Below are 20,611 nucleotides of genomic sequence, written 5' to 3'. Positions count from 1 at the left end.
CGTGGATCCAATGCAGGCTCGACATAAAAACAGGGGGCATCCCTAGAGATGCCCCCTGCAAAATACATCCGACTTCTGCTTCAAAATCAATCGTCCCATATATCCATGAACCTTTTATCGGTCAACATATAAGCAGTGCGATTGTTAATCGGAGCAACCTTTTTTACTGAATGAGTCCTGTCATACATATAGCAAACAACGCCCGCTTTTGAGAACGTATCTATTCCGTCAACAGCGTCCATCATGTCATATAAAGTAAATACTTCCCCAACGTCAACTGTTTGCGCAAACTGCTTCGCAAGCCGCTTGTTTTCCGGATCGGTCTTAGCCTTCCTCTTGCGATCGTACGCTTGTCGCATCTGCCAATCGGCATCCCAATAGCATTCATCAAATCGGTCACTTTTTGGCACGCTGGCACAGAATGCTTCGAGCTTAGCCCTGCGCTCTTTCTTTTCGGCTTCTATTTGTTCGAAGTTCGCTTCGGCCTCTTTAAACGCTAGCTGGGCATCGCCCTTTTGCTGTCGCAACTCATCGACCTTTGCTTTGACGAGCTTACTTGAGCCCTTGGAGAGTTTGACCTCGATCGCCTTAAGGCTGGAATCGACCTTTTCTATATGCTCGGTAAGATCCGAGAGCTTCTTCTTTGCTTGACGTTTATTGCTAATGTCGAACAATCCAAACGACTGAAGCTCTTTCTCGCAGCTAGAGGCCTCATTATTAAGGTTGTTTCTTAGCTCTGCCAGCTGCTCTCGTTTGCGCTCTAGGTCCCGAAAGTAATCGAATTTTGAGATTGCCTCATTCAAATCGTCGACAATCGAATCTAGCTCGCGCTGGCGCCTCGCCTTGTTCACTTTGGCGTCAAAGTAATCGCCGCGCATCTCATTGCATCGATCGGCAAGCGCGTAAACCCTATCCCTCGTCTCGTCCTCTGCCCAAGACTTTGGTTGAAACGGTTGAGGCTTCTCGTCCTCGGCCTTTTTCTTCTCGATGACCACATCATTCTTTTTCTCAGGCGCAGCCGCCTTCTCATCCTTGGCAGGCTCAGCGACCTTCTCCTCAGCCGGCGCAGCGACCTTCTTCTCCTTGGCGGGCGCAGCATCCTTCTTCTCCGACGCCTTACTCTCCGGCGCGGCCTTCTTCTCCGGCGCAACGGGCGCCGGCACCGGGTCCAGTCCAATGCGGGCGCGAATCTCACGCATGTGCTCGGAAGGGGCAAGGATGGCCTCTGCGTTACGCCCGTCTTCGAGGTCGCAATTAGATGCCCTCAGTAAAGCAACATCAATAACATTAGCTGCGGCAGAGCGAATGTCCTGATATACGGAGCTCTCTTTTCCGTAGAGGCGCTCCTGGGCATCGACCGCGTCAAGAATGCGATCCAGATAACGCTCGGAATCCACATGAAGCTGAGCCAAAGCCTTTAAACCGGCATTCTCCTGATCGAGCTTAGTATTACCGACTACCAAACTAGTCTCGTATGCCGCTGACGTATAGACCTTCTGGCGAATCGTGATCAAAGGAGAAACGCCCTGGAATGCAAGCTCCCTGAACTCCTCGGGCTCGACCTTAGTTTCAAAGCATTTCTTAAACGCAATGTCCCAACTGAGAGGCTCCACCTTATTAAGACGAACGGTCGACGCGAGTCCATCGACAAACGTGCGGGCCTCATCAACACGATCCCGATCCCATGAATAGAACGTCACGCGCATGCCGTCGTTGTCACGGTATAGAGGGTAGACATAGAACTCCAAGCCAATCCCCGTATCCATGCCAGGAAGTCCCACGCCAACCTGGACGACAGCGACAATGCACCCATCACCCTGAACTTCGTGATACTCAAGCCCTCTGGGAACCATGTTGTTTATGGGAGGGAAGTGGGTGGTCCTAATCACGGCGCGACGAACCTCGAGCTGGTCCATGATGCGCATTTCTTCTGGTGTTTCAGGGCGCCACGAATAAAGAACCTGAGCCCCTTCCATGCGCCTGTTGGACGAAGCGGGGCTTAAAACAAAGGTATCTTTTTGGCTGGGGTCGGAATCGACAATCCAGCCATCGGGAAGCGCCACGGAAAACGCATTACCCCATACGCGGTCGCCCTCGCTTGCAGCAACCTTCCTATCACCGCCTGCGTTACCAGGCCGCTCCCCTCCCGCAGGGGCAGACGCCGCGCCGCATCCGTCTGAGGCCGAGGTGTCCAGCTGAATCGCCGGGGCAGAGTAGACCATCATCGTTGCCGGCTTTTCCTGCACGCCCGGAACATCCGTCACGTTGCCTACGACCAGCGTGGATAGATCGACGTTCTTCGCCGCAACAAACGTCACCTTAAACGAGGCGCCTTGCTGGCTACGCAGCCCTTGGCGCATATCCCAAAGCATGCGTGTGACCAAGTTGAAGAACTGCGGAATACCGCGAGCGATTCGCGTGTCATACATTACGCAATACGCATCGGGGGCCGGATTGTCGATTACGAGTGCCTTGTTACAGCCGCAGAAATCAGCCAAAACAAGGCCCGTCAAATCCCCTTCTCGAAGCATAGGGTAAAGCGCCTCGTGGATTGCGCTCCTGGGAACAATGAGATCCTCATCGGCCTCAACCAGGTTATTCAAAAAGCCGTCGACAAAGCAGTTGAGGTAATCATTCAAATCATCAAAGCCGCCCTGCGTGGCAAACTCGGTAAGCTCGGGCACCTTTTCGTTATCGACATGCAAACCGGTCGCAGCGTGATGATGACCATCCCAAGTAATCATTCCATCGTCAAAGCAAACGCAATAATCGGACAGCAGGTGGAAAAAAGAAGTCACCAAATCCATTTGAATTAACCTTTCGCTTAGACTTCAGGAGCTACTTAACTTCCTTTGGGGCGTTTTCAAGGAGGGCTTCGACTCCCTCCGCTCCCCCGCTTTGGTCCAACGCTGCAATCAACTTAGCCCATCAACCTCGCTATTTGTTGAGCAACAAATGCGAGCGGTAGGTATTGGGCTACGACCGTTGAGGTCAAATAAAAGCACCGGCTGGCAATGCAATAATTTCCGATTTGCGCGGCATAAAAATAGAGGGCGTCCCATAAAGAGAAGCCCCCTTGCAAAACGGTTGAACCGTTTTTCAGCTAACCTCATTTTACACCGCGAGTTAAAATAGCGAAAAAGCACGCTCCATCAACATCCCATTCATAAAATGGATTCGATTCGCAATCTAATCGTCTTCGGCATACATGACGTCAGCAATTAAATCGATTGCCACACGATAGGCCTCTTCATAATCCCCTTTGTACACGGGGACATCGATAATCTTGACTCCGTATGTTGAAAATAAATCATAACGAGCAGGATCGTTTACACGGAACGACGGACTCTCAGATTGATAAAGGCTGTAGTATCTAATGGCATTAGGCTTGATGTCCGGATGGTCTTTAAACCAGAGAGAGCGAAGATGCAGCAAATGCCATAAGTCAATCTCATCTAGGCTGAAGCCAAATCCAAGAATAAAAACATCTGTGCCGAGGAACAGAAGCGGCCAATCACACTCAACGAAGCTTGAAAAGGACCCGTTCCAAGAACGGACTACCTCATCCATTTTCACAGCAGACTTTAGATAATCACTTTGCCCAAGTACGACAGATGAAACATCATCGATCGAACCGTGAATATGCAAGACGGGATAAGTAGACAGACATAAGCCAGACTTCTTAAGACCTTCGTAGCGATTCTCAATCCTCAGATCGTAATTAGAAGTTAGAACAAAATCGTTTTTCAGCTTAAGCGCAGCATCCAATACATCGGGAGCACAATATCTCCGTTCGTTAAACCAGCCGGCAACAAAGCGCTTAACGCGGTGCTCCATATCGCCCGACCTAACCATATCGTCTGGATTAAGAATCTGCTTCCAAGCGTCATTGCGTCCTTCGAGCGAATAATAGTCCCTAAGTGAGTCTTGATTCCGTACCAGCGATGCAATCAGTCGATCATATTCAACGGGCATAGGCCTATCGTTATTGAAAACATCTTGGACATGAAAAGCAATTTCCGCCAGCAAATCCGCCCAGCTTTTGTCACGACCCTCGCAGCCAACCTTCTTTTCAGATTCTGTCCTAACTCGAAACAACCCGTTACCGAGAAATAGTGTCTTCTTCATTCCATTCACCTACAGCAGCGGATGACGCTTGAAATCCCAGGAGGTTTCAAACGAATCGTAGTCGGCAATAGAGTCCGCAATGCATTTTTTGACCAGCAGTTGGACCGCCGGATCGTGAGATTCTTCAACGTAGGGCTGTTTGCCTATATCGCCAGATTGGAAGTGCAGCGTCGGATTGACCATTCCGTTAATCTCCTTGGCCACAGAGGAATTAAGGTAGCCCAGTAGGTAAATTAATTGCATTTCAGACGTAGCAAAAAGGGCAGTCCCCGAGCTCTCGAAAAAGAAACCATCCGGCATCAATCGAAACGCAGCAAGAGAAGAACTGATGTTGGACCATGTCAATCCCCTCTTAAAGAGATATTCTTTATTTCTTATTGTTGCTCGTCCAAGGTTTCTAACGGCCCTACCATCGTCAGCCCAGTCAACCACATATGTCTGATTCCCGTACCACCTTCGAAACTCACCGCCCTTCATGCACGGAAACCAGCGCGATGAACCCTCAGACACCTCGTACCATCGACGTAAAAATAAATCATTGTTGCCTAAAGTTGACCCTTGTTTAGGAAAGGCGACGTCAGAAATTTGGGGATTATTAGCAAATGTGTCAAGCAGGGCATCGCTGGCCCAGTAGGCGATGGGGGTGCCGGGGATCTGCTTGAAGGTCTCGGCGTCGCGGCGGTAGAACCAGCCGCAGTCGGGGTTCTTGATCGCCTCGAGGGCCTTGGGAGCCTGGACGGAAGCACCAACGAAGTCCGAAAGGCGCACGTAGCCGCCCTTGTAGCCCTTGATGAATGAGTTGTGGAACGTGTAGGTGCAGATGGGCACAGTCGCGCCAGCGAAACCCGAGTACTCGAGCTGGATAAGGGAAGTCAGCGTTCTGTTGTCGATAATCTCGTTGCGGAGCTTCTCGTAGCTTCCGATGAACATCCAGACGAAGGGCGACATGACACCGCACTCGCCATGGTCTTTGGCGAGATCGAACATGCGGACGACAAAGCTGGAGAACAGGTCGCTCTTGACGTCGGGGTAGCTCTTCTTGACCCACTTGGACATGAAGGGGCCGAAGCTGGAGCTGCCCATGTAGGGCGGGTTGGCCACGACGCAGTCGTGGCGGCGGGCCAGGATCTCACAGGTGGAAAGGGCGCGCTGGAGCCTCTCCCTCGAGCTGCTGCCGAACAGGCCGTCGGAGCCGGTAAGGTCGATTGCCTCGCGGACCGCGGCGAGGTCGCCCTCGCCCGGGGCGAGCAGGGAGCCCACCTCGTCCAGGTGCGCCAGGGCGTCGACCAGGTCCTTCCTCTTCTCGAGCGCGCTGCCGTGCGGGACGTCTCCCTCCCCCAGCGCCACCGGGGCGAGCACGGCGATGTCGGCCTGCACGCCGCGGCCGAAGAAGCGGCGGTCCAGCTCGCGGGCGCACATGGCCAGCGCCAGCCGCGCGATCTGGGCGGCGCGGGGGTCGATCTCCATGCCGTGCAGGTTCTTGGACAGGACGAGCCCGGGGATCTCGCGCTCGCGGTAGCCGCGCTCAAGGTACATCTTGGCCAGCAGCTCGAAGGCGTAGACCAGGATGTGGCCCGAGCCGCAGGCCGGGTCGCACAGGGAGATGTCCTCGGGGCCTGCGATCCTGATGAAGTCCTCGTGCTCGGAGTCGGGCTCGATGTAGTACTCCATCTCGTCGCGAAGCGGGCTTCCGGGGTTGTTGAGCATCCATAGGCGCCCCAGCGAGTTCTGAACCATGTAGCGCACGATCCAGTCGGGCGTGAACAGCTGGGTGGCCGGGCCTATGGTGTCGGGGGTCTCCTTGGCCTTGGAGGCGAAGAAGGCGTCCTTGACCTCGGAGTTGTAGTACTGGTACATCCATCCCAGGATCTGGACGTTATCCCAGTCCTCCTCGGGGATGTCGCCCACCATGCGTCCGATGACGCCGTCGGGGTCCATGAGGTTGGCCGGCAGCAGCAGCGCCATGCAGGCGTCCACGGGCTGGAACACGCCGGGCAGGCACCCTGAGAGCTCGGCGCACTGGGCCAGGAACAGGTAGCGGAACAGCGGCCCGTCCTCGCCGGCCTGCTTGAGCTCGGCGACGCGCACCGGGTCCGCCCCCTCGATCTCCACGTCGAGCGCCTCGTCCGCGGCCTGGCTGCCCAGCTCCCAGGAGCCGTCCGCCGCGGGGCGGGTGAACATGCGCACGCGGGAGGGCAGGAAGTCGTGGACCTCCATGTAGCGCACGGCGGCGATGCGGTTGAACCAGGTGTAGGCGGCGCGGTCGCGCAGGTGGGAGAAGCCCTCCTCGGCGCCGGCGCGCAGCAGGGCGTCGCGCCACCCGGTCTCCTCCGGGGACAGGGCGCGCCCGCCCACCGCCGTCGCGCCGGCGGGCTCGGCGCCCTCGGCCACGCCGTAGAGCCTCATGCGGGCCTCGACGCCGGCGATGAGCTCGTTGCGGGCCCAGATGCAGTAGTTCTTGATGGCGGTATCGTTCATGGCGGTCTCCCCTTCCCCGGTGGTCCTTGGTTAGCTCAGGCGGATGGCGTCGTTGCCCTGCAGCTCGGCAAGCAGGCGCACGCGGAGCTGGGCAAGGTAGGCATCGATATCGCTTTCGCTCTGCAGCTTTTTGCGCTCGCCCAGGTCGGCCAGGCGCAGCTTTTTAATCCTCTTGGGAGCAGGAGCGGGTGCAGGCTCGACGGTCGCCGAAGCATCGTTGCCCGGGTCTTTGATCGTAGTAACGGTCTCACCGTTGGGCATGACTTCTACGTGGCGGCTCTCACGCAGTTGGCGGGCCTTCTCCTCATCGATAGCCTTATCGATGTTCTCGCATGCGCGATCGCAGTACTCAATCAGCTGCTGCTTCAGCGCGGCAAGCTCGCTGGCCTTGGTGGCGCTGTGCGCACGGCCCTCGAACGACTTGGCCATGCGGCCGGCGTCCTCGATGGCGCGCTCGGCCAGCTTGGCGTAGCCGTCCTGGCCCTGGGCATATTCGTGTACCTGGGCCATCTGCGCGGCAATGTCGTCCAGCATCTCCTTGCGCTTGGCATCGACCATCTGCTTATGGGCAGCCATGACGGGCTCCATCAGGTTGTGCAGCTCGCGGACCTCACGGTACGGACGCGGATTCTTCAGAATCTGCTCAATGCGCTTGTTGGCCTCGACCGCCTGGGCGTTAGAGTCCATGTAGAAGCCCTCTTCCTTCATAAGGCCCATAAACGCAACGGCCTTATCAAAGACGGGCTTTTGGTTCTCAAAGAAGAACACGACCTGGTCGTAGTCCTCTTTCCATTCGTCCAGATCGTCCTGCGCCTTTACAAAGGCATTGAACAGTGCCTGGGCGTCGTTTTGGTTGTCCAGCAGGCGCGTGGTCAGCGTAATGCCATCTTCTAGCACCTTTAGGCCCGGATACGGGTAGGCTGGGGCCAAGCCCGTAAAGTTGTTGTTCGTGAGCTCCACGCACTCGTTCTTGTAGCCCGTAAGCGTTTCGACCACCGTGGCGGTAAGCTCGTCCTCGTTGGAAATATCACGCTTGGCATCGAAGGTATCGCGCAGCACCCTGTTGACTTTCTTGATGAGCTCGTCGCTCATCTTGACGCGCTCGCGCACCTGGGCCTTGTCGGCGTCCTTGCGCAGGTAGGTAACCATACGCAAATCTGCGGGGGCAACATTGGCGCCGGCAGCCGTAATGATCGCACGCTGCGAAACCACCAGCTGTGCCACCACGTTGGCAATGTCGATTTCGCGCCAACCATAGGGGGCACCCTGGAACTTACGCTGCAGGTCACCCATGGTCGTATTCAGGGACAGGCGCGTCTGGGCATGCAAAAAGTCCGCGACCTCCTTCTCGGCGCGGGCGTTCTGGGAGCTCTGGCCATCGAGCGCCATCTGGTTGGCACCGCGCAGCGTAGCGCGAATGTCCTCGTCGGTCTTGGCGGGGTCGGCGATGTAGTCGGCCTTGGTAAAGATGGCATCCGTCAGCTTTGACAGGGCCTGGTCAAACACATCGGCGGGCTTGGTGGCGCGAATGTTAACCATGGAACCATTCACAGCCACACGGGCATGCAGCACGGCCTCCTCCAACAGTTTGGCTGCCTCGCGCTCAACGAAAGTAGCCTCTTTCATCTTTGCCTGGATAATCTGCTGAGTCGAAGGCGCCAGGGCCTCGGTATTGATGGTCTTGCGATACTTACGGATCTTAGCCACATTCTGCAGGTCATCAAAGTAGTCGATATCGTCTGCCAGCACCACCAGCGCGATATTGGCCGACTTGACGGCGAGCTCGGCGTCGTCGGCACGCGAGAGATCATCTGCCACCGTAACGACGTTGAGCTTCATGCCGCCCTGGGCCACACCATAGACCGAGTCGTCTACATAGCGGTCGAAGGGAAAGTCGTTGGCGCCCACGCGCAGCTTGGTAGCCGTATAGATGCCGCTAAAGAGCGACTTTTTAATGCCCTCGATAATCAGGGCAGCATCTACCGGCGTCTCGCTAATGGCGCGCGAGATATCCTGCTCCTCGTCGGTGAGGAAGTTGTACGCATCGCCCTGACGTGCCACGTAGTTTTCGCGTACCAGACGGTTGAGCGACTCCTTAACGCGGTCCTTAAGGGCGGCCTTGTCCACGTCCATGCCGTCGACCATAAGGATGGAAATGTTCTCGACGTTGGACTTGATGTAGTCGATATAGCGGATCAGATACAGCAGCTTTAGGACCTTAACGTCCTCGGTCTTAAGACCATGGCCATCCTCGGCTGCGCGCTCGGCGCGCGTGACCACCTGGATCACGCCGTGCTCCAGGTCCTTGGCAATGGTATCGAAAAAGCGCCAGAACGGCACCAGGGCGCCTACCTCTTGGTCCTGAATGGCCTGGGCCGATTCCTGGAAGGCCGAAAGCATGGAGCGCTCGCCCGTGGACATGTGCTTGGCCTTGACGCCGTGCTTACGTACCTCAGTCATAACGTCGGGTAGCACCTTAAACTGGTAGTTCACAAACGGGTAGCTGGCCGTAAAGTCGTTGCGGCTGGCATAGCCAATCAGGTCGCCGCGCGAACCGTCAAAGGAGAATACGTTTTTGAGCACGGTGCTCTGGGCCTCATAGTCCTGCTGGAGCTTTGCCTCGGCGGCATCGTTCTTTTGCAGCACGCGGCGCTGGATGACCTCGTCCACGCTGGAGCTGGAGAGCGAAAGGCGCGTGTTAAAGCGACCCTGAATCTTGGAGAAGTCGTCGCCCACGATCATGGCGACCTCGTCTATGGCCTCCTGGCTGGTCACCATAACCCACACGCGGCCACCGCAACGGCTGCCCAGCTCCTCGACGAGCGTCTGCAGCGACAGCATAAGGCTCGTGCTCATGTCGGCATCGGAGCCAATAAACTGACCCACCTCGTCGGCCATGAACAGCAGGCGGAACTCGCCGCCGCACTCTTCGGCGCGCTTGTCGGCATACTGCTTGACCATCTTGGCAAAGGTGTCGGCAGCGATGGCGTCGTCCTCGGTACCGTCGAACCAGTGGCGCGCGGCCTGCTCGCTCATGCCCAGGACCTGTTGCAGGGCCTTGACGATATCGTCCTCAAAGTAGCTGTAGCTCTCGCGGTCCTCGAGCCAGTTGCCGTGGTCAATGCTCTCGTAGGCAGCGCGGAACTCCTGCGTCTTACCCTTGCTGTCGATATGCTGCTCCAGGCGTGCCAGCTTAAGGTCCTCGCCAAAAAAGCCCAGGTGCTCAAAGAACACGCGCTCAAAGGCGCGCAGCAGGGCCGTGCGCGAGGTGTCGCCCTCTTTCCACTGGCCGCCCTTGCTGTCGATGTTAAACAGGATCGCCTCGGTGGGAACCTCGCAGCAACGACGAACCCGAGCGGCCACGATGGGATCGGAAATCTTGCCATCAAAGTAGTCGACGGCCCGCTTGCCGGCAATCTCATCGTTTTGCAGCAGATACGAGAGCATCTTAAGGAAGTGCGATTTACCGGAGCCAAAGAAGCCGCTGATCCACACGCCCATATTGTCGGTGGGAACGTCGAGGGCCTTGTCGTACGCCTCGAAGAAGTGCGCAAAATGACCCTGCAGCTCGCGCGTCACCACGTACTCGTCGAGCTCCTGGCGCACCGATTCGTCGCTGGCGTCTTGCACCTTGACGACGCCGTTGATGGAACGGTTGATGTCCTTGGAAAACAGGTCTTGGATAATCATCTGTCGCTCCTAAGAAATATCGAACGCGCGGTAATAGTTGCTGGCGTTCTCTTTGTTGAACAACTTGAGCTGGCGGCCGTCAAAGCTGCCGGGATACATGACGACGACAGGCACGGTGCCAAAATCGGCAAGCATGTCGTTGAGCAGGTTGTGCACGCGCAGCAGCGGAAAGACCTCGCCCACGCCCGTGAGCAAGATCACGTCGCCGGGCTGATGCGGCTGGGTATGCTCCAGGAGGTACTGGGCAAAGCTCTTGGAGCTGCAGGGCTTCTGGAGCTCTTTGATCTGGGCCTCCGAGCCGACCTTTGCCTCACGCCGGGGAATCGCACGAAGGATGCGGCGCTGCTCGCAGATATCGAGCATCACGTCGTACAGGTTAAAAACCTCCAGATTGCACGGCAGCTTGCCGGCCTGGGCATCTGCCACGAGCTCGTCCACATAGGCGCGGCACTCAAACTCCAGCGAGGGATCGTAGCAAAACGTGTAGAAGCCAATCTCGTTACCGATGCCCTTGTTGGCCAAGAAGTCCTGGTCTTGCAGGCGCTCGCGCAGCGCCTCGCGGCGATGGTCAAAGTCCTCATGTATGCGCTCGGCGCGGTTGCGCGGGCGAATATGCGGCTGGTTTATTGCCATGCCTACATCACCTGCCCGGTGAGTGCGGCCAGGGCATCCATATCGCCCAAGTCGCGGATGGCCTGTTCCACGTCGGGGTCGAGCAGCAGGGGCTGGAGCGTATCGGTTCGCTGCGATGCCTTAAAACCGGCGCTGCGCAGAATCTGGCGCAGGGTGCTTTTTATACGGCCCAGCGTAGCATCGGACCATTTGACGGCCTCGGCGTGCTCAACCTGAAAACGGGTGACAAACGCGTTAAGGTCAACGTCGGTAAAGTTGTAGTCGAAGCTGGCCATGCGCTCGCCAATCTCCACCTGGATGAGCTCGCGAACCATGGTGTAGCGGCACATCATGGCAAACAGGTTGGCTTGAGCAGCCTGATCGGGCATGCCGTTGGCGACAAGTTCCATAATGCGCGTGACAGCTTGATCGGCGGTGTCTTTGTCGATACCGCGGGCAGCGCACTGCGCCTCGTCGAGCGATACGGCATCAAAGCGGCGCAGGCACACGCGGGCGCGGTCGGCCAGCATGCGCTCGGTGGGATACTGAAACAGGTTGTCGTGCTTAACGCGCGCAATGATCTCGTCGTCGCTCACGCCATCAAGACGCAACGCGGCGACGATACGCATCTCGGGCAGCAAAAACTGCTCGCGCGTGAGCACGCCTCCCAGTGATATTTTTTCGGTGTTATCCACAGGACACACTCCAAGGGTTCGGGCCTTTTTATTTGCATCGGGGCGATGCAAATATGCCTTCCAATGATACCGTTTAAGTACGGGGTCGTGAGGGATGTTGCTGTCCTACTGCCCCAGCTCCTTAAGCGCTTGCAGCGACGCTGCGCGGGTCTCGGCGTAGGCAAGGCGCGCGTCGCGGAGCTGTTCGTCGAGCTGGTCGACATGGCTGCTGAGATCTTTGACCTGCCTGCCGACTTCCTCCATCTCGACAATTGCCCTCCAACCACTTTGATCGGAAAGCCGCTCATGCTTATGGCGCAGCACAAGCAGCTGGTTGAGCAAAGCAACACGTGCCTTGTCGAGCTCTTCCATCTTGTCGCGCGCGGCCTTTACCTCCCTTGCGATGCGCAGCTTTTCTTGCTCCTTTGCAGAGGGCGTAGGGGCAGGTTCCGGTGCAGGCTCTGGCTCAGGCTCGGGCTCCGGTTCAACACCGAGCGCCTCCTCGGGTTCGGGCTCCGCGAGAGCCGTTTCACTCATCTCCAAAAACGCGCATATACCCGGCTCCGTTGCCGGCCTTGCCTCGAACACCGTGGCAACCGATCCGTCGCTCAACATCGTGCTCTGAGAGCAAAGCGACTCGACAAAGCTCGCCATAAACAGGCCAAACCCGGAAATCTGCTGAGCCAGACGCTCGTCGTAGGTAACGCGGATCTCGCCCTCATTGCCCTGACGCACCGAAAGCCAGTCGCCCACACACATGAGCTGCACCAGCGTAATCGGCGTCAAGTCGCCCTCAAACAGCAACTGCAGACGGGACGAAACAACGTCGCGGGGAACAACCGGCTCGGCATGCTTCTCGAGCTCTTCTAACGTGGCACCGACGTATTGGCACAAATCGATGTTGCTCGGAACATCCGTAAAGTGCTCGCGCGCATGGCTCAGGAGCCGCTCACTTTTGTCGGCATTGATACGAATGCGCTTAACGGCGTGCGACGATCCATCCCACGTCACATCGGAATGCGTTAAGAACAGCCAGCCGTCGCAAAACAGCTCCATGGCAAAGATGGGAAAGGCTTTCTGCATCATTTACATCTCCTTGCGTTCTTGCGTATCGTCCGCGGCGTCGTGGTCGTTGATCTCGTTCCGCTGTTCCTCGTCATCAAAAAGACCCTTAAACACCAGTTCCAGATCGCGCTCGTCGGTATAGCCGGGTTCCAGCGTGCCGCGGTCAATCGAGTCGAGCATGACCTGCTCCTTGTACTGCAGGCGCTCGTAGATGTTGCGGTCGAGCGACCAGGACCCGCCGCGGCGTTCGTACACAGCGCGCAGGTAGTGGTACTGCGTGTACTGCTCTTGCGGCAGACCTAGGCGGTGAATGCGGTCTTTGGACTGCAGTAGGTGCACCAGGTTGTAGCTGCACTCAAAGTAGACGGCGTCGTGGCACACGCTGTGGAGCGAGACCGACTCGGCCAGTGTGTGCGGGTTGGTGACCAGCACGCTCGTCTCCCCCGCCTTAAACGAATCGATGATGCGGGCGCGCGTGGGCATATCGGTCGACCCACTGATGGCACGGGCCGTAATGCCGCGCACGTGCAGCTCGTGCACCACGTTGCGAATGCTGCGCTTAAAGATGCACCACACGATGACTGACTTGCCCTGGGCTACCAGGGACTCGACCAGATCTAGGCAGGCGACCATCTTGGCTGTGGGCCGGTCATCCACCTGCAGACCTTCCAGCGCTTTGCCGGCGCCCGTCTGCACCTCGCCATCAAACAAGTCGGCATAGTCGCCGGCGCTCAGATCCTCGGCCAGCATGCGCGGATCGGACGAAAGCTGCAGCAGGCGAATGATCATCTCGAACGGCTCGCCCGAAAGCGTACGCAGCACCTTTTGGAACAGCTGCTGCTCCCAGCGTTCCACCGGCACATCGACCAGATGGTCCTCGTTGGCCTGCGGCACGCCCAACTGATGCTTATTGGTGCGGCAAAAGAACGGCGCGATGGACTCGTTAATATGCTCAACGTCGTCCTCACTCGTCGACTTAAGGGCATTGGCGCTCATGCCAAAGTACCAGTTGTAGTCGCGCGGCCATAGGCAGTGGAGCAGGTTGTATAGGTCCTCAAACGAGTTGGGAATCGGCGTACCGGTGAGCGCGATAAAGTACGGCGCCGCCGCGGCAATCTGCACCGCACTCGCTGCGCGCTTGCCGCCCACACGCTTCACCTTATGCACCTCATCAAATACCACCAGGGCGCGATCGGCCGCAATGCGCGCGGCTGCCTCCCCCAGTGCGACCGACTCGTAGTTGAGTAAGATCATGTCGTAGCGCTTGTAGTCAAACAGCAGAGTGCTGTACTTGTCGCGCGTGGAACGACCGCGAAACTCGGGGTCGTGGAAGCACAGCGAACGCAGCGGGCGGTCGGCGCCAAAGCAGGCGGCCCACTCGTCGCGCCACGAGCCAAAAGCGTTTTTGGGCGAAAGCACGATGATGCGGTCGACTAGGTCGCGCTCGCGCAGGTAGGCAAAGGTTCCCAGGACCGATGCCGTCTTGCCCGAACCGGGAACGGAGAAGTTGGCACTGCGGCCCATGGCGCTCATAAAGAACGCATCCCACAGCTGACGGTCCTTGAGCGGGCGCTGCATCAGGGTGTCCTCGGCGCGGCGGAACTCATCAAAGCGATCGGCCACCGATTCATCATGCGCCTTGATCAGCAGGCCCACGCGCGCCTTCTCGCGCAGATAGTCCTCACGCGCCGTAAGGCCTCGCAGCAAGTCCGGGTCCACCTGGCACTCCACGCCAAAGCTTGCCGCCTGCTGCAGCAGCTCGACGATGCGCTTGGCGCCCGGGTCGTCAATCCCCAGAGAAAAGAGCACGTCCGCCTCTCGATAGCTCGGTGCATAGCGGCGCAGCGCCGAAAGCCGAATCTTCCAGACCGGCTCGCGGCGCAGCTGCTCAACCGTCATGTCGAGCGGCACGACGGAAATGCCGTCGCTATACGAGAGGCGCAGTTTCATTTAGGCTTCCTCGCCGCCCATCCTGTACGAGATCTTGTCCTTGATCATATGCACCCTCGCCTCGAGCTTGGCGACCTCGGCGGCGATATTGGCGATCTCGTCCGCAGGCAGCAAGCCAAAGGTCGATTCCTCCACCTGATCAAGATCCCTGATGGCGCGAATGATCGAGAGCGAAGGCGACTTGAGGGCCTTGTTCATCTTGGTGGTGTTCTCGGCCGACTCCATAACCTCACGGAAGGCCGTCGCCAGCTGAACATCGTCGCGAATCTCGGCGATGTCGGTCGAGGTCACGATCTCTTTGTTCTTCAGGCGCTCGGCAACCTCAAAGGCCAGCTCGTTTTCGCGCTCGATAAAGCGATCCGCGTCGGGGCCCTCCAAAATCGGCTTGATCTTACGGACAAAGCGCACGATGTCGCCCTGCGGCTCGGTAATCATGTTGGCAAAGACGATGTTCTTAACGTCCTCTTCCTGATCGTCGCTCTTGCACTTTTTAAGGACGCCCTGCAGTTCGTTGATAACGCCGGCGACCTTGAGCTCGCGCGCCAGGTGGAACTGGTCCTTGGCGTTGGCAAACTCCAGGAACTCGTTCATATAGCGGGCTTTTACAATCTCCTTCTCGAGCTCCTTGGGCTCAACGCCAATGCACTGGGCATACTCCTCCTTCGAGAGCAAGTTTGAGCTAATGATGTCGTTGTAGATGCCCACCAGGCGGTCGACCGGATCGTAGCCGACCTTCTCTTCCTCGCCATGCTGAATCGAAAGCTCCAGCATCTTGATCTTCTTGGAATCGTTACCCAGGCTCTCGGGAAGAATAACAGCCTCAAACCAGCCAAAGCTTGGGTTTTCGGCGGCAAGACGACGCAGGCAGGTAAAGCGGCGGTTACCATCGACGATCAGGCCGTCGGCCAGCACCACGCCGGGGCGCTCCTGCGAACGCAGGGCAATGCTACGCTGCGTCTTTTCGATGGCATCCTTATTGCTGTCGACGATAAAGCCCTCAATGATGTCGTTGCAGGCCGCGACGTCCAGCTCATTAAACGCACCCTCGCCATGTTCGGCCTTATAGCGGCTAATCCACGAGGCGATGCGGTCGTTTTGCACGTTATAGCGCAGGAACTCGAGCTTAATGCTGTAAACGGGATACATCTCGGGCTTGCCGTCGATCACGATCTTGTGGTTGGCTCCGGTCGGCTTAATGTTGACGCCGTCGCCGATCATCTCGAGCAGGTTCATGTTGACTCCTCCTATTGGTTGTTTTTGATATACAGCTCGCGCAGGTATTCTGCGTTCATCCTTTTGCTGAGCATGACCATGTCGAGGTCCTCGTTGTAGAACAGCCCCTTGTCCTGGACGGCTCGGTTAATATCGGCTGCGGTTATTACGACGCCGTAGTCATCCTGGAACGCATCGATCAGGTCCCCCACCTCGATAGGCCCCTTTTGCCTCACGACGTATTCGACCGCGTCGCCCGACGAAAACGCCCCCTCCTTGCGACAGAACATGTAAACTCCGCTAAAGCGGGTACGCCTTATTTGCTCATGAGCCAGGCCGTACAGAACGATTGAGTCATAAAACGTATTGTCAAAACCACATTCATCGACCACGGCATGGAGCTTATGCATAAAGCCCTGCTTACGCAGGCTCGTCACCGTAAACGGCACGTCAGGCTCTGTGCAGGCAAACAGGGAATACGCGTAGCTGCCCAGGTCAATACGTCGAATACCTGTCGATTCGTTCAGCCGCTTGAGCGAAATAAACGAATCGTGGTTGCACTCGATAAAGGTAAAGTTGCGCAGCAGCGGCGTAATGGCATTCCTAAAATCCGGATGGTTGATGACCTCGTCGCCAAAGCCCGGGGAACCGTAGGCAAAGCTGTCGCGCGACATAAGCAGGTTCGTAAACGACTGACGCAGGTCCACGCCTTCCTTGACTATCAGGTCCCTGGAGATTTCCAGACCAAGAGGCGCCAGTGACTGATCGTTAATGAGTCGCCCGGATGCGGTACCAAACTTGGCAGCAAAACTCGCTGCGACATACGGTAGCGAGACGTAGTCCTCGGTCACCATATCTTTGATGAACTGCTGCTGCTCGTCCGTAAGGTTGCTCTCGACATACGAGTAGCGGCCGTTGCGCAGATATGCGTTCATGTCGCGCAGGTAGTTGCCGCGGACCGTCCTCGTTTCCACGCAGTACTTGTCCGCATAGCGCTGGGCAAACTCCTCGCGCGATAGCTCGGTGCCCGCATCTCGCAGCACATCGAGCATTTGGTTTTTACGGTCCGTTTTGCCCAGACGAATGAGCGGCATCGAGCCCATTTCCAAGCCGGGCACCGAACCCGGACGCACAAATGAGCGGATAATCTCGTAGAGCTCCTCGTCATCACGCACGTCGTAGAGGTCACACAGCTCCTGATTCTCGCGTAGGATGAGGCCCGCGCCGCACTCGATATTGCGCCCCACGGCGAGCGTCAGGATCTGACGCAACTCGGACGTAAAGCGGCTGTCGACCTTGTAGGCGCGGATCTTATTGGCGCGCGCCACCAGGAACATGTGCGTGCCACGCAGCTCGTTAAGACATCTGATGTCCTCGGAAGGCAGCGAAAGCATCTGTTTGTAACCGCACTTGTTGTCTTCCAAAAACAGCTGGTACCTGTTGCGGAAATCTTTAAGGTCGTGATACTCATCAACGGCTCCAGACTCGGCAAAGGCACGCAGCGCGGCACCGCGCGTGGAGAAATTGCCCAGTTTTTTACGCGCGATCTGCTCGAGCTGGGAGGTGTTGTCCTTCTCGACACTTACGGGCGTTCGGAGCACGCCGGCAGAAGAATGACGATTCAGCTGCGCCGCCCTATCACGCCATTCCTGCGGCAACGAGTGATCGTTGGCGGCAAGGCGCAGGCTAAACTTATTCGATACCTTAACGGCTTTCAGGTAGCCAAAAGTCATCGGGGATGCCTGCGTGATCTTGCAGAACGCATCCTCGGTAAGGTCATAACGCTGGTACAACGGGGCGAATTTGTCCTCGTCGAGGCGCGGCCGATTGCACAGCAGGTCGGCACGACGCTGACGAAGCGGACCAAGACCGGCGGGCTTGTGCGGGTAATCCATAAGCGGCTTATCGCTAAAGATCCAGCGTAACAGGCTGGCATCGTCGGCGGGCAGCAACGCAAGCCATGCATCGATGGACATGGGGCCTTTGCCGGTGAGGTCTTCGACCTTGCTGGTAAAGGGCTTTGCCGGTTGTACCGGAGCCGGGGCGGGAGCGGACTCGGGGGCAGCGGCGATCTTGGGCGACGGCTCGGACTCGGGCACTAGTGAAGGGGTCGGATCAAGCTTAGAAGCCTGCGTCGACACGGCCTTAGGTTCAGGCTTTAGCACTGGCTTGGACTCGAAAACGCGTTTTGTTTTGACCTCTGACTTGAAAGCCGGAGTTGCAGCGTATCGAGCAAAATTGTCTCTTTGTTCTACATGGCAATTATTCTTTTCGGTTGCCGCAAAAGCTAAATACGCACGAACCACCTGACGAATGGACGGCTCCAGATCGTTATCAACCCCTGCGTATTTAAGCGGAATAACACCCTGCCCGTAGACACGAATCATATACAGGAAAGCAGGCTGAGCAGTCTGCGTTAATTCGTAAAACTCCTCGGCAGACAGTTCGTATGTCTTAAAGAGCGGACCAAATGCATCTATGTCAAATCGCGGACGCCCCGCCATGAGCAAATCAGAACGCTCCCGAATATACTCAGGAGACTTGTTAATGTTACCGACCCATTTTTCGGGCTTATCCTCAATGAGCATGTAAGCGAGAAGAATGCGGTCCTCGTACTGAAGGTCGGAAAACCACCTGTTAAAGTTTACCGCCCTACGGTCAAAGACCTGCTCGAGGGCTTCTTCCACCGTAATGTTCTGAAATTCGAGCTGGCCTGCCTTGCAAGAATGTCCCTCGAAACGGGGCTCAAGAGACCCGGCCGGCACAGTATTGGATTGAGCGCGAGTGCCCGATCCAATGGTAGTATCTCCGGGATTTACATTCTCGCACGTAGATATTTCATTAGCCATATCAATATCTACGTGCTGGCAAGCCGACGCATAGCCCAGGCGCTCAAACGTTTTAATAGCGGCATTATAGGCGGGGTATTCCCCTTTAAATGCCGCAAGCGTTGAGCTCGCAGCAGCCTCTTTATTTCTTCCTTCTGCGAGCTTCCCCGCTAGCCTGGTACAAAAGAGAAGGCGGAACGAGGGAATGTTCACGACCAAGTCTTCCTGCTGCAGGCGCACGATGGCCTCATCGGCAAATCTGTTAACTGTCTCGATGCGGTCGAATGGAGTTTGGGGTGCCGGGTACCATCCACCTATTGCCGACAGACGGGCAAGCTTCATATCGTGCTCGGTTTTCCCTAATTGCAAACGTCCCGATGACCAGTCATTCAAGGCATCGTTAATCGAATGTATCTCCTGTGTGACAAGACCGCCCGCTCGAAGCTCCACCCTGTTGTGCATGAGCAGTTCGGGAAGGTTATTAATCTTCAAATTCCGTTTTAATTTGCGCTGAAGTGTCGGCGTAATTGGAAGGTTCCACAGCGACAACGGTTCGCCCTCACTTGTATAGACCATGCTCAACGCTTCGGTGATCGGACCCTTAACGTTCGCATAGATGCGGCAGTCGCGCCCGATGCTGCGCAGGTTCCCAAATACATCAAACGCAAAATTGTCGTTGCCCGAAAGTTTGCCGAGCTCCGACGCTTGCGCGCGATACTGCGGAGAAAGCGGCAATGCAAATGACTCGAGCCTTTGCTCAAATGCAACGCGAAGACTCGCCCTCGACAGTCCTCCCAACTCTCGCACAAGGCCAAACACATCGCGAATATTCTGTTTATCGAGAAAGGCGACTTGAGTCTCGCTGTCGAACACGCAGCGCGGGTCATCCCAACCGCTCAGGTACTTGGGACGCTCGAGCTTGTTGACGGCGGCTTCAACGGGCTCAGCCTCTGGTTCGGGTTCGGGTTCGGGTTCGGGTTCGGGTTCGGGTTCGGGTTCGGGTTCGGGTTCGGAAACAGGCTCTTCATCAGGCGCAGGCCCTTCAACGGACATGTGCCCATTTGCAGGCTCGAGCTCGGGTTCGAGCGCGAGCCCAGGCTGCACGGGCCCAGAGGCGGACTCGGGCTCAGAGACAGCCTTCGCAGCCTCAATGTTGTCAGAGAAGGAAATGACCAGCTGCTGGGGCTCAGAGGACAGCGCAAGCTCGGGACGCTCGACTTGAGCCGGCTCCTGCCGCTCGACCGCCACCTCTGCAGGCTCCGTCGGCGACTCGTATCCCATGAGAGACAGACCGTCGGCCGGCTTCTTGTCATACGAAACACCCACGGCAACGGGAATAGGCCAGCTGCGCTCATTAACCTTCAACTGCACAAGGGTCGAATCTGCACGCAACGAAATGGGACCGCAAGCCTTAGGTGCAGGGGCCTCAGGAGTAACGGATTCAACGGCCTCGAGCTCTGCAATATCGGCGTCGTCGGCCCACGGCGCCGCCGCGCGCTCAAGTGTCTCAGGCTCTGTGGCTTCGGGCTCTTCGGCATCGCACTCAACGGCCTCAGGCGCAGCCTCTTCAGACTCAACGTTTTCATCATCAACAACGGTGCCGTCAACGTCCTCGTCCCCAGTGTTTTCGCCCTCGGCACCTTCGCTTTTAACAGCCTCAAGCTCAATGGCATCAGCAGCCACCGGCTCCCCTGCGGGTTCCGCCACCTCCTTGGCCGCAGCGGGCGCCATGCTGTACTCGCCGTTGGCGTATAAAAGTTCGCCACCTATAACTAGTTGGGCTAGTGCACGTTCGTATGAGTCATTGATGGTGCGATACACGCTCGAGCGCACCAGCGCTTCGTGCAGTGGGGCATCGGCCTGCGCGACCGCATCCAGAATGAGCGACTCGTAGTACGCGTTTACGTCCATTGAAATGTTTGTTGCACTCACAGCATTGTTGTCCATACAGAAACGACCCCCCGATATTCCCCA

General features: G+C 57.1%; 10 protein-coding genes. All 10 read right to left on the bottom strand.

Going from position 1 to position 20,611, the window contains the following annotated elements; all coding sequences use genetic code 11:
- Positions 1-86: 86 nt before the first annotated feature.
- Entirely contained in the window at positions 87-2,807 is a 2,721-nt protein-coding gene (locus ACTQ1S_RS00815) for a hypothetical protein (protein WP_441546825.1), read from the bottom strand.
- A gap of 382 nt (positions 2,808-3,189) precedes the next feature.
- Positions 3,190-4,128, bottom strand: coding sequence for a hypothetical protein (locus ACTQ1S_RS00810; RefSeq protein WP_441546824.1), 939 nt, complete (start codon positions 4,126-4,128; stop codon positions 3,190-3,192).
- 9 nt (positions 4,129-4,137) lie between these two features.
- The gene (pglX, locus tag ACTQ1S_RS00805; RefSeq protein WP_441546823.1) at positions 4,138-6,606 is read right to left on the bottom strand and encodes a BREX-1 system adenine-specific DNA-methyltransferase PglX; all 2,469 of its coding nucleotides are present in this window, start codon (positions 6,604-6,606) and stop codon (positions 4,138-4,140) included.
- A gap of 30 nt (positions 6,607-6,636) precedes the next feature.
- Positions 6,637-10,296: a BREX system P-loop protein BrxC gene (gene brxC, locus ACTQ1S_RS00800; RefSeq protein ID WP_441546822.1), complete on the bottom strand. Its 3,660-nt coding sequence runs from the start codon at positions 10,294-10,296 to the stop codon at positions 6,637-6,639.
- 9 nt (positions 10,297-10,305) lie between these two features.
- Positions 10,306-10,929, bottom strand: coding sequence for a DUF1788 domain-containing protein (locus tag ACTQ1S_RS00795; protein WP_154515694.1), 624 nt, complete (start codon positions 10,927-10,929; stop codon positions 10,306-10,308).
- A gap of 2 nt (positions 10,930-10,931) precedes the next feature.
- Positions 10,932-11,603: a DUF1819 family protein gene (locus ACTQ1S_RS00790; RefSeq protein ID WP_441546821.1), complete on the bottom strand. Its 672-nt coding sequence runs from the start codon at positions 11,601-11,603 to the stop codon at positions 10,932-10,934.
- 105 nt (positions 11,604-11,708) lie between these two features.
- Positions 11,709-12,668: a hypothetical protein gene (locus tag ACTQ1S_RS00785; RefSeq protein ID WP_441546820.1), complete on the bottom strand. Its 960-nt coding sequence runs from the start codon at positions 12,666-12,668 to the stop codon at positions 11,709-11,711.
- Entirely contained in the window at positions 12,669-14,597 is a 1,929-nt protein-coding gene (locus ACTQ1S_RS00780; protein WP_441546819.1) for an SNF2-related protein, read from the bottom strand.
- Entirely contained in the window at positions 14,598-15,830 is a 1,233-nt protein-coding gene (locus tag ACTQ1S_RS00775) for a hypothetical protein (RefSeq protein ID WP_427747444.1), read from the bottom strand. It abuts the gene before it with no gap.
- 11 nt (positions 15,831-15,841) lie between these two features.
- Positions 15,842-20,584, bottom strand: coding sequence for a hypothetical protein (locus tag ACTQ1S_RS00770; protein WP_441546818.1), 4,743 nt, complete (start codon positions 20,582-20,584; stop codon positions 15,842-15,844).
- Between the last annotated feature and the right edge of the window lie 27 nt (positions 20,585-20,611).

Origin of the sequence: Collinsella sp. LCP21S3_D3, from assembly GCF_052118305.1 — a bacterium.
Taxonomy (GTDB): Bacteria; Actinomycetota; Coriobacteriia; order Coriobacteriales; family Coriobacteriaceae; genus Collinsella.
This window is presented reverse-complemented; position numbering and strand designations above follow the sequence as displayed.

Bases quoted from the DNA above. Each gene is read 5' to 3' on its own strand.
- ACTQ1S_RS00775 (WP_427747444.1), bottom strand. From the start codon at position 15,830: ATGAACCTGCTCGAGATGATCGGCGACGGCGTCAACATTAAGCCGACC.
- ACTQ1S_RS00785 (WP_441546820.1), bottom strand. From the start codon at position 12,668: ATGATGCAGAAAGCCTTTCCCATCTTTGCCATGGAGCTGTTTTGCGAC.
- ACTQ1S_RS00770 (WP_441546818.1), bottom strand. From the start codon at position 20,584: ATGGACAACAATGCTGTGAGTGCAACAAACATTTCAATGGACGTAAAC.
- ACTQ1S_RS00815 (WP_441546825.1), bottom strand. From the start codon at position 2,807: ATGGATTTGGTGACTTCTTTTTTCCACCTGCTGTCCGATTATTGCGTT.
- ACTQ1S_RS00795 (WP_154515694.1), bottom strand. From the start codon at position 10,929: ATGGCAATAAACCAGCCGCATATTCGCCCGCGCAACCGCGCCGAGCGC.
- ACTQ1S_RS00810 (WP_441546824.1), bottom strand. From the start codon at position 4,128: ATGAAGAAGACACTATTTCTCGGTAACGGGTTGTTTCGAGTTAGGACA.
- pglX (WP_441546823.1), bottom strand. From the start codon at position 6,606: ATGAACGATACCGCCATCAAGAACTACTGCATCTGGGCCCGCAACGAG.
- ACTQ1S_RS00780 (WP_441546819.1), bottom strand. From the start codon at position 14,597: ATGAAACTGCGCCTCTCGTATAGCGACGGCATTTCCGTCGTGCCGCTC.
- brxC (WP_441546822.1), bottom strand. From the start codon at position 10,296: ATGATTATCCAAGACCTGTTTTCCAAGGACATCAACCGTTCCATCAAC.